This is a genomic window from Faecalicatena contorta (genome assembly GCF_001404335.1).
Classification (GTDB): domain Bacteria; phylum Bacillota; class Clostridia; order Lachnospirales; family Lachnospiraceae; genus Faecalicatena; species Faecalicatena contortus_B.
Genome location: NZ_CYZU01000101.1, coordinates 1 through 7,884, shown reverse-complemented (window position 1 = coordinate 7,884; position 7,884 = coordinate 1). Strand labels below are relative to the sequence as shown.

Genomic DNA, 7,884 nt, shown 5'->3' with positions numbered 1-7,884 from the left:
TTGATTTTCTTTTCACTTGCCGCAGTTGTGGGAATTCCGTTTTATCTGTTCATGAGAAAACCAATCGGTTCCAGTATCGCCGCCATTCTGATGGTAACGATCATGCTTCCGTTTTTCTTCATGGCAATGTATGAAAAAGACGGACTTCCCTTTGAAAAAGTGGTGGCAAATATCATTCGACAGAAGTTTATCTGTCCGGCGGTAAGACCATATAAGACAGAAAATTTTTATCAGGAGATTTCCACCCTTGTAAAAAAGGAGGGTGTGCCGAATGGCAAAAAAGACAAAGCAGGAGGCTCAGCAGGAGCGTCTGTCTCTGGCGGAAAAAAGAAACCGTCAGGAAAGAAGAAACAAAAAAAGCAGAAAAGAAAGAGAACAGGAAAAGCGTAAGAAGAAACAGGAACGGGATCGTAGGAAACAGAAAAACATTCCTACAACTGCACAGCAGAGTATTCCGTATATTCGGATGCTACAGGATGGTATCTGCCAGGTGACAAAGACCTTTTTCTCCAAGACGATTCAGTTTTATGACATCAATTATCAGCTTGCTTTAAATGAGGATAAGACTACGATATTTGAGAATTACTGTGATTTCTTAAATTACTTTGATTCTTCCATCAGTGTGCAGCTGTCCTTTATCAATCAGCAGGTAGATGTGGCAGAATTTGAGAAAAGTATTGATATTCCGGCTCAGAACGATGACTTCAATGCCATTCGTGAAGAGTACCGTACTATGCTGAAAAATCAGCTTTCCAAGGGAAATAATGGTCTGGTGAAGACAAAGTATATCACTTTTGGAATCGAAGCAGAAAGCCTGAAGGTGGCAAGACCGAGGCTTGAAAGAATTGAAACAGATATCTTAAATAATTTTAAGATTCTGGGTGCACAGGCACATTCACTAAATGGTCTGGAAAGGCTGGAGATTCTGTATCATGTGTTCAACCAGGATCGGATCGAACCATTTAAGTTCCAGTATAAGATGCTTCCGGAAACAGGATTAAAGACCAAAGATTTTATTGCACCGACTTCCTTTAACTTTTCCAAGAATCAGACATTTTTGATGGGAAGAACGATGGGAAGCGTGAGTTATCTGCAGATTCTGGCACCGGAGCTGACAGACCGGATGCTTGCGGATTTTCTGGATGTGGATGACAGCATCAATGTCAATATCCATATCCAATCTATTGACCAGAGTTCGGCAATCAAGATGATCAAGGGAAAAATATCTGATCTGGATAAGATGAAAATTGAAGAGCAGAAGAAAGCAGTAAGGTCAGGTTATGACATGGATGTGCTTCCATCTGACCTTGTGACCTACGGGGAAGAAGCGAAGAATCTTCTGGAAGATTTGCAGTCCAGAAATGAGCGTATGTTTCTTGTGACGGTTCTGGTGATGAATACGGCAAAGAAACGTCAGAAGCTGGATAACAATATTTTCCAGGTGCAGGGCATTGCACAGAAATATAACTGTTCCTTAAAGCAGTTGGATTATCAGCAGGAAGCAGCACTGATGTCCTGTATTCCGCTTGGAGTAAACCGAATAGAAATCCAGAGGGGGCTTACCACATCTGCAACAGCAATCTTTGTACCATTTACGACACAAGAGTTGTTTCAGGAGGGGGAAGCTCTTTATTATGGTCTGAATGCACTTTCCAACAATATGATCATGGTTGACCGAAAGCGCCTGAAAAACCCAAACGGACTGATTCTTGGTACACCGGGTTCCGGTAAATCCTTTTCTGCCAAGAGGGAAATCACCAACTGCTTCCTGATTACTGAGGATGACATTATTATATGCGATCCAGAAGCCGAATATTCCCCACTGGTGCAGGCACTGCACGGGCAGGTGGTACGGGTTTCCCCGGTATCAGATCAGTATATCAATCCAATGGATCTGAACCTGAATTATTCCGAGGAAGATAATCCACTGTCATTGAAAGCAGATTTTATTTTGTCTTTGTGTGAACTGATTGTCGGAGGAAAGAATGGATTGGAACCGGTGGAAAAAACAATTATAGACCGATGTGTGAGACTGGTGTATCAGGAATATCTTGCCGATCCGGTACCGGAGAAAATGCCGGTTCTTGAGGATTTGTACAATCTTTTGAGAAAGCAGGAGGAGCCGGAAGCACAGCGTCTGGCAACTTCACTGGAAATTTATGTTACAGGTTCTCTGAATGTGTTTAATCACCAGACAAACGTGGATATCAATAACCGCATTGTATGTTTTGATATCAAGGAGTTGGGAAAACAGTTGAAAAAGATAGGGATGCTTGTAATTCAGGATCAGGTCTGGAACAGGGTGACAATGAACCGTTCTGCCCATAAGTCCACCAGATATTATGTGGATGAGTTCCATCTTCTCTTAAAAGAAGAGCAGACTGCAGCTTATAGTGTGGAGATCTGGAAGAGATTCCGTAAATGGGGAGGTATTCCGACGGGTATCACCCAGAATATTAAGGATTTGCTGTCGTCCAGGGAAATCGAGAATATCTTTGAAAATTCGGATTTTATTTATATGCTCAACCAGGCTTCCGGAGACAGGCAGATTCTGGCAAAACAGCTGAATATCTCACCAACCCAGCTGTCCTATGTCACCAACAGTAATGAAGGTGAAGGACTTCTGTTCTATGGAAATGTCATTATCCCATTCATAGACAGATTTCCGAAGAATTCCCTCTATAAAATCATGACAACCCGCTTGGAGGACACTTCTGAAGCAGGTTAAATCAAAGGAGAAAACAATGTTACGAGCAATTTCATATGTATTAACTTTTAGTGGCGGTGCTGTTTTTGGCATCGCTTTTCTCTGTTTATTACAGGCAGGGAAAGGGTATCCGAAGAAGGAGGAGTAAGTAGTGGCAGAACAGAGAATGAAAGTCAGGGATAAGAAAGTCCAGAAGATGACCAAGGATGGTCTGGTTGAAGAAAACCTGACGGATAAATCTTCTGTTCGTGTCAGTAACCGTGCCAGTGATGTGCAGATGGGAGGAAAACAGGGGGAAAAAGAATTAAGCCTTGTGGCTAAGTCTTACCGCCAGTCTGAACGGAGTGGGAAAAATATTCGTCCCTCTGTGCAAAAATCCAGAGATGCACCGGAACTGATACGGACAGAGAAGCAAAGTGAGGATTTTGGACAAAATAAAAAGCAGCAAAACCGGAAAAGGATTCGTGCTGAAGTCGGAAAAGAATCCAGACTTGCAGAAAAATCTGAAGCCGGACAGTCAGGGAGACTGAAAGAAAAACGTGCTGATCTATCAGAAAACAGAGGAGACAGCCGGAGAAATCAGACCGGCGGCAGCAAAAAGCCAAAACAAAAACAGCGTTTGAAATTTGCTTATGAGGAAACTGGTGCTTCTGTGAAAAATGACAAAGATATGGAGAAATTGAACCAGATGGATACGGGTGGAGTCAATTTCCGCCATCAGAAACAGAAAGAAAAAGCCAAAAAGTTTTCTTATGAAGAAGCAAGAAAGAAAAAGGAAGCAAAGCAGCATTCCAAGAAAGCACAGGTCTATCAGGCAAATGAAGGAGAAACTCCTGGAAAGAAAAAATCGCGTTTGAAGTTTGGTGAAGGAGAATCTGTGAAAACAGAAAAAACTTCTGTTGTCAAGAAAGCAGGAAGTGCAACTTCCGCAGCATTGCACCGTGAGATCAGTAAAAATGAAGACGATAATGCGGCGGTAGAAGGTGCCCATAAGTTAGAAGAAAGTGGCGAAGGTGTTTACCGGCTGGAACAGAGAAGTGCCAGACGCAGGAAACAGAGGGCATCCAGAAAAAGAAGCAGACTTGAAAGACAGGAAGAGAAACAGGCACAGGCTGCATCCCATCAGGAGCAGAAGAAGCTGAAAAAACAGATTCAGAAGCAACAGATTAAACGGGGTTATGCCAAAGCGAAGCGAAGTGAACAGACAGTAGGAACAGCTACAAAAGGTACAATTGATTATATCAAGAAGATTGGCGGCAAAGTCACCAACTTCTTTAAAGAAAACCGGAAGGTGTATATCAGTGTAGCAGTTCTGATCGGATTGATGTTTCTAATCATAACGAATGTCACGTCATGCTCTGCAGTGTTTTTACAAAATGTGATCACTTATACCGGAACCAGTTATCTGTCATCGGATCAGGCAATCCGGGAAGCGGAACTGTATTACACACAGCTAGAAGCTAATCTGCAGGAGCGGATCAACAACATGGAATCTGAAGAACCGGGACATGAGGAATACCGATATAACATCGGACCTATTGAGCATGATCCGTTTATCCTGATCAGTTATCTGTCAGCAAAGTATGAAGAATTTACCTTTGAACAGGTAAAGCCAGAACTGGATGCTCTTTTTGCATTGCAGTATCGGTTAGAAACAGAAGCAGTCAATGAGACTGTGACAGAGACAGCAACTGTAAGAGTTGGAGAATCTTTGGGACAAGTTGTTACCAGTGGATATTGTAACTGTCCAATTTGTTGTGGTATTTGGAGCGGAGGACCGACTGCCAGTGGAGCATATCCAACTGCCAATCATACCTTAGCGGTAGATGCTTCCAATCCGTTTGTACCAATGGGAACAAAGGTAGTTATGAATGGTGTCGAATATACTGTAGAAGATACCGGAGCTTTCGCAAGATACGGTGTACAGTTTGATGTCTATTATGGCAGTCATGCGGCAGCATCTGCACATGGACATCAAACATGGGAATGTTATCTGGCAGATGATAATGGAAGCAATGAAGTGGAAGTGACCAGGACAAGAGATGTAGATGTGCTGAATGTCACCTTAAATAGTGGAAACCTGATGTCAATCTGTCAGGACAGGCTGGGATTTTTCCAGAAAGAACTGTTCAGTGCCTACAACGATACAAAAGGCAACTTGCAGATGTTTGCAACACCGGTTGATTTTAACTGGTATTCCAGTGTGACCAGCTATTATGGATACAGGATTCATCCAATATCAGGAGCAAATCAGCTTCATAATGGTATGGATATCGGAGCACCGGAAGGGACAAAAGTAATGGCAGGGCTGACCGGAACGGTTACAACTTCTGCTTATAACGACAGCTATGGCAATTATGTCGTAATCAAGGACAGTAAAGGCTACGAACTGCGGTATGCACATTTAAGCAGCCGAAATATATCTGCAGGAGCATCCGTCACGAAAGGTGATGAGATAGGTCTTGTAGGAAATACTGGTAATTCCACAGGAAGCCATCTTCATATTGAACTTCTGAAAAATGGTGAACGGTTGAACCCGATCTTTTATCTGGAAATAGGAGAAGGTTCCAGTTTTGGTGGCAATGAATACACCAGTGAAGCGGCACAGCGATTACTAGAAGAAGCGGCAAAATATCTCGGAACACCGTATGTGTGGGGTGGATATTCCCCAAGTGGATTCGATTGTTCCGGATTTGTAAGCTACTGTCTGACAAACTCTGGTGTAAGGAATACAGGAAGACTAACAGCACAGGGACTGTACAACATTTGTACACCAGTATCCCAGTCGGAGGCACAGCCGGGAGATTTGATTTTCTTTACTGGAACTTACGACGCAGGGGAGCCGGTAACGCATATCGGAATCTATGTAGGCAATGGTCAGATGATCCATTGTGGACATCCGGTGCAGTATACGTCCATCAATTCCCCATACTGGCAGAGCCATTTCTATGGATTTGGACGATGGTAAGAAAAAAGGGCGGCTGCATCAGCCGTCCGGAAAGGAGAAGCGATGAAAAGTCTTGAAAAAGCAACGGCGGATTATGAGAAAGCCAAAGAGAAAATGGAAGCCTCCAAAGCCAGATATGAAGCAGATTTAAAGCGGTTCAAGGCTGCGGAGATTGCCAAAACAGAAGCGGAAAATCTGGAAATTGTAAGAATTATCCGTGCAATGGATATGAGTATTCCAGAATTGGAAGCTTTCAAAAAGAGAATGAAAAATGAACGGCCCGGCAGGGTAGAAATACAGAAGGAGGAAACAAAAGCCGATGATGAATCTGGAAAAAATGAAACAGAAGAAGAGAACAATTACTAAAAGCAGGGTAAAAAAGAGCTTGCTTGCAGCAACGACATTTCTTTGCCTGACAACACCTTTGCTCCAGACACAGACTGCTTATGCAGCTGAGAATACCACACCTGCAATCACGATTGAGAAACCGGATGGCTGGAAACAGGGAGAAACAATTATTGCTGTTACGGTAGATGCCAGCCATATGCCGGAAGGTTTCTCAATAGCAAAGATTGAAGCAAAAGCAGGAAAAGATGGAAGCTGGCAGGATGTGACTGGAAGCGGAAGTATTACGATCACTGGAAATCAGACAGTGTACGTGCGTGTGACTGATGGTGAGGGGAAGATCTATGAGCAGAATCGCTCTATTAAGTGTTATGACACGGAAAAGCCGACACTCTCTGCTTCCCTGACAGATGGTGTGCTGACGATCCAGGGGAATGATACAGTATCTGGGATTACTGCGGTAACAGTCAATGGCACCACTTATACAGACTTGAAGGATGGAATGCTGAGAGTGCAATTGACACAGAAAGATTTTACTACAAAACAGATTGAGATTACGGTAACAGACGGTGCTGGAAATACTTCTGAAAAGTATGTGTTGCAGAATCCTTACTATGAATGGGCAAAGAAGCAGGCAGAGAAACAGAAAATTTCCAGTGACAGCAATGGTGCAATGGCAACTACAACCAGTGCAGATGCAACTGGGACTGAGAAATCAACGACTTTACCACTTCCGCAGGATGCGCAGGCATCTGAGTCAACAGATGCAAAAGGAACTGTGGATGATCGGACAGTGACAGGTATTGAGGAACAGCTTAATAAAGAAGGCGAGACAGCAGATTCTGTTACTAAAACAGCCACGGAAGGCACAAAAGAGTTTTATACCATTTCAACTAAGAGTGGTAAGATTTTTTATCTGATTATTGACAATTCAAAATCACAGGATAATGTGTATTTCCTTACAGAAGTCAGTGAAAAAGATCTGATGAACTTCACACTTTCTGATTCAGTGACACTTCCGGAAGTAGATACTGTTTATGCAGAACCAGAGAAAAAAGCAGAGGAAGAAAAGCCGGAAACGACAGAGACAGCTGAGAAAGATAAGGTAGAGGATGAAATTCAGATGCCAGAAGATAAAAGCCCATTTGGAACGTATCTTTTGATTGCACTGGTTGCAGTCGGAGCTGCGGCAGGAGGATATTACTTCAAAGTCTATAAACCAAAGCATGAATATGATGACGAGGATGAGATGGAAGAGGATGAAGATGAATCTGAAGATTCAGAGTCAGAAAAACGGGAAGTAGACGATGCAGATGAGCAGGAAGAAAGTACAGAACCGGAAATCCTGAGAGATGAAGATTTTGACGATAATGTGTTGGAAGATGAAGAAGAGGAGCAGGAGTAAATGAAATTAGTGATTGCAGAAAAGCCATCGGTTGCGATGGCACTGGCCTCTGTACTGGGAGCCAGAACAAGAAAAGATGGCTACGTGGAGGGAAACGGTTATATCGTTTCCTGGTGCGTAGGACATCTGGTTGGATTATGTGATGCATCGGAATACGATGAAAAATATAAAAAATGGAGATATGAAGATCTGCCGATTGTGCCGGAATGTTGGAAACACAAGATTTTGGAGGGCACAAAGAAGCAGTTCGGAATCTTGAAAAAACTGATGAGAGATTCAAAAGTAGATGAAGTGATCTGTGCTACTGATGCAGGACGTGAAGGAGAGTTAATCTTTCGTTTGGTGTATGAGCAGGCAGGATGCAAAAAGCCGATGAAGCGGCTCTGGATCTCTTCTATGGAAGAACAGGCAATTAAAGATGGATTTGCGTCATTAAAAGACGGTTCGTGTTATGACAGTCTCTATCAGTCAGCACTTTGC

At 43.0% G+C, this 7,884-nt stretch carries 6 protein-coding genes; all 6 read left to right on the top strand.

The genetic code is table 11. The features are described from left to right. A partial coding sequence (locus ARB69_RS25135; protein WP_055155362.1) for a PrgI family protein occupies positions 1-390 on the top strand: 390 nt, incomplete at its 5' end. Then, complete coding sequence (locus ARB69_RS25130; protein ID WP_174518425.1) at positions 272-2,728, top strand: VirB4-like conjugal transfer ATPase, CD1110 family; 2,457 nt, start codon at positions 272-274, stop codon at positions 2,726-2,728. The genes ARB69_RS25135 and ARB69_RS25130, both read left to right, overlap by 119 nt. Before the next feature lie 145 nt (positions 2,729-2,873). After that, positions 2,874-5,675 (top strand): CD1108 family mobile element protein, encoded by a 2,802-nt coding sequence (locus tag ARB69_RS25125; RefSeq protein WP_055155364.1) that lies wholly within the window; start codon positions 2,874-2,876, stop codon positions 5,673-5,675. Positions 5,676-5,717: 42 nt separating this feature from the next. Next, a complete protein-coding gene (locus ARB69_RS25120; protein ID WP_055155361.1) occupies positions 5,718-6,020 on the top strand; it encodes a DUF4315 family protein in 303 nt (100 codons plus the stop codon). Continuing rightward, complete coding sequence (locus tag ARB69_RS25115) at positions 5,974-7,404, top strand: CD1107 family mobile element protein (RefSeq protein WP_330377764.1); 1,431 nt, start codon at positions 5,974-5,976, stop codon at positions 7,402-7,404. Before ARB69_RS25120 ends, ARB69_RS25115 begins: the two co-directional genes overlap by 47 nt. Then, positions 7,405-7,884 (top strand): toprim domain-containing protein (locus tag ARB69_RS25110; RefSeq protein ID WP_242857668.1); only part of this gene is annotated, 480 nt, incomplete at its 3' end.

What these genes read in the sequence shown, in the direction of transcription:
- ARB69_RS25130 (WP_174518425.1), top strand. Translation starts at nt 272, where the DNA reads ATGGCAAAAAAGACAAAGCAGGAGGCTCAGCAGGAGCGTCTGTCTCTG.
- ARB69_RS25125 (WP_055155364.1), top strand. Translation starts at nt 2,874, where the DNA reads ATGAAAGTCAGGGATAAGAAAGTCCAGAAGATGACCAAGGATGGTCTG.
- ARB69_RS25115 (WP_330377764.1), top strand. Translation starts at nt 5,974, where the DNA reads ATGATGAATCTGGAAAAAATGAAACAGAAGAAGAGAACAATTACTAAA.
- ARB69_RS25120 (WP_055155361.1), top strand. Translation starts at nt 5,718, where the DNA reads ATGAAAAGTCTTGAAAAAGCAACGGCGGATTATGAGAAAGCCAAAGAG.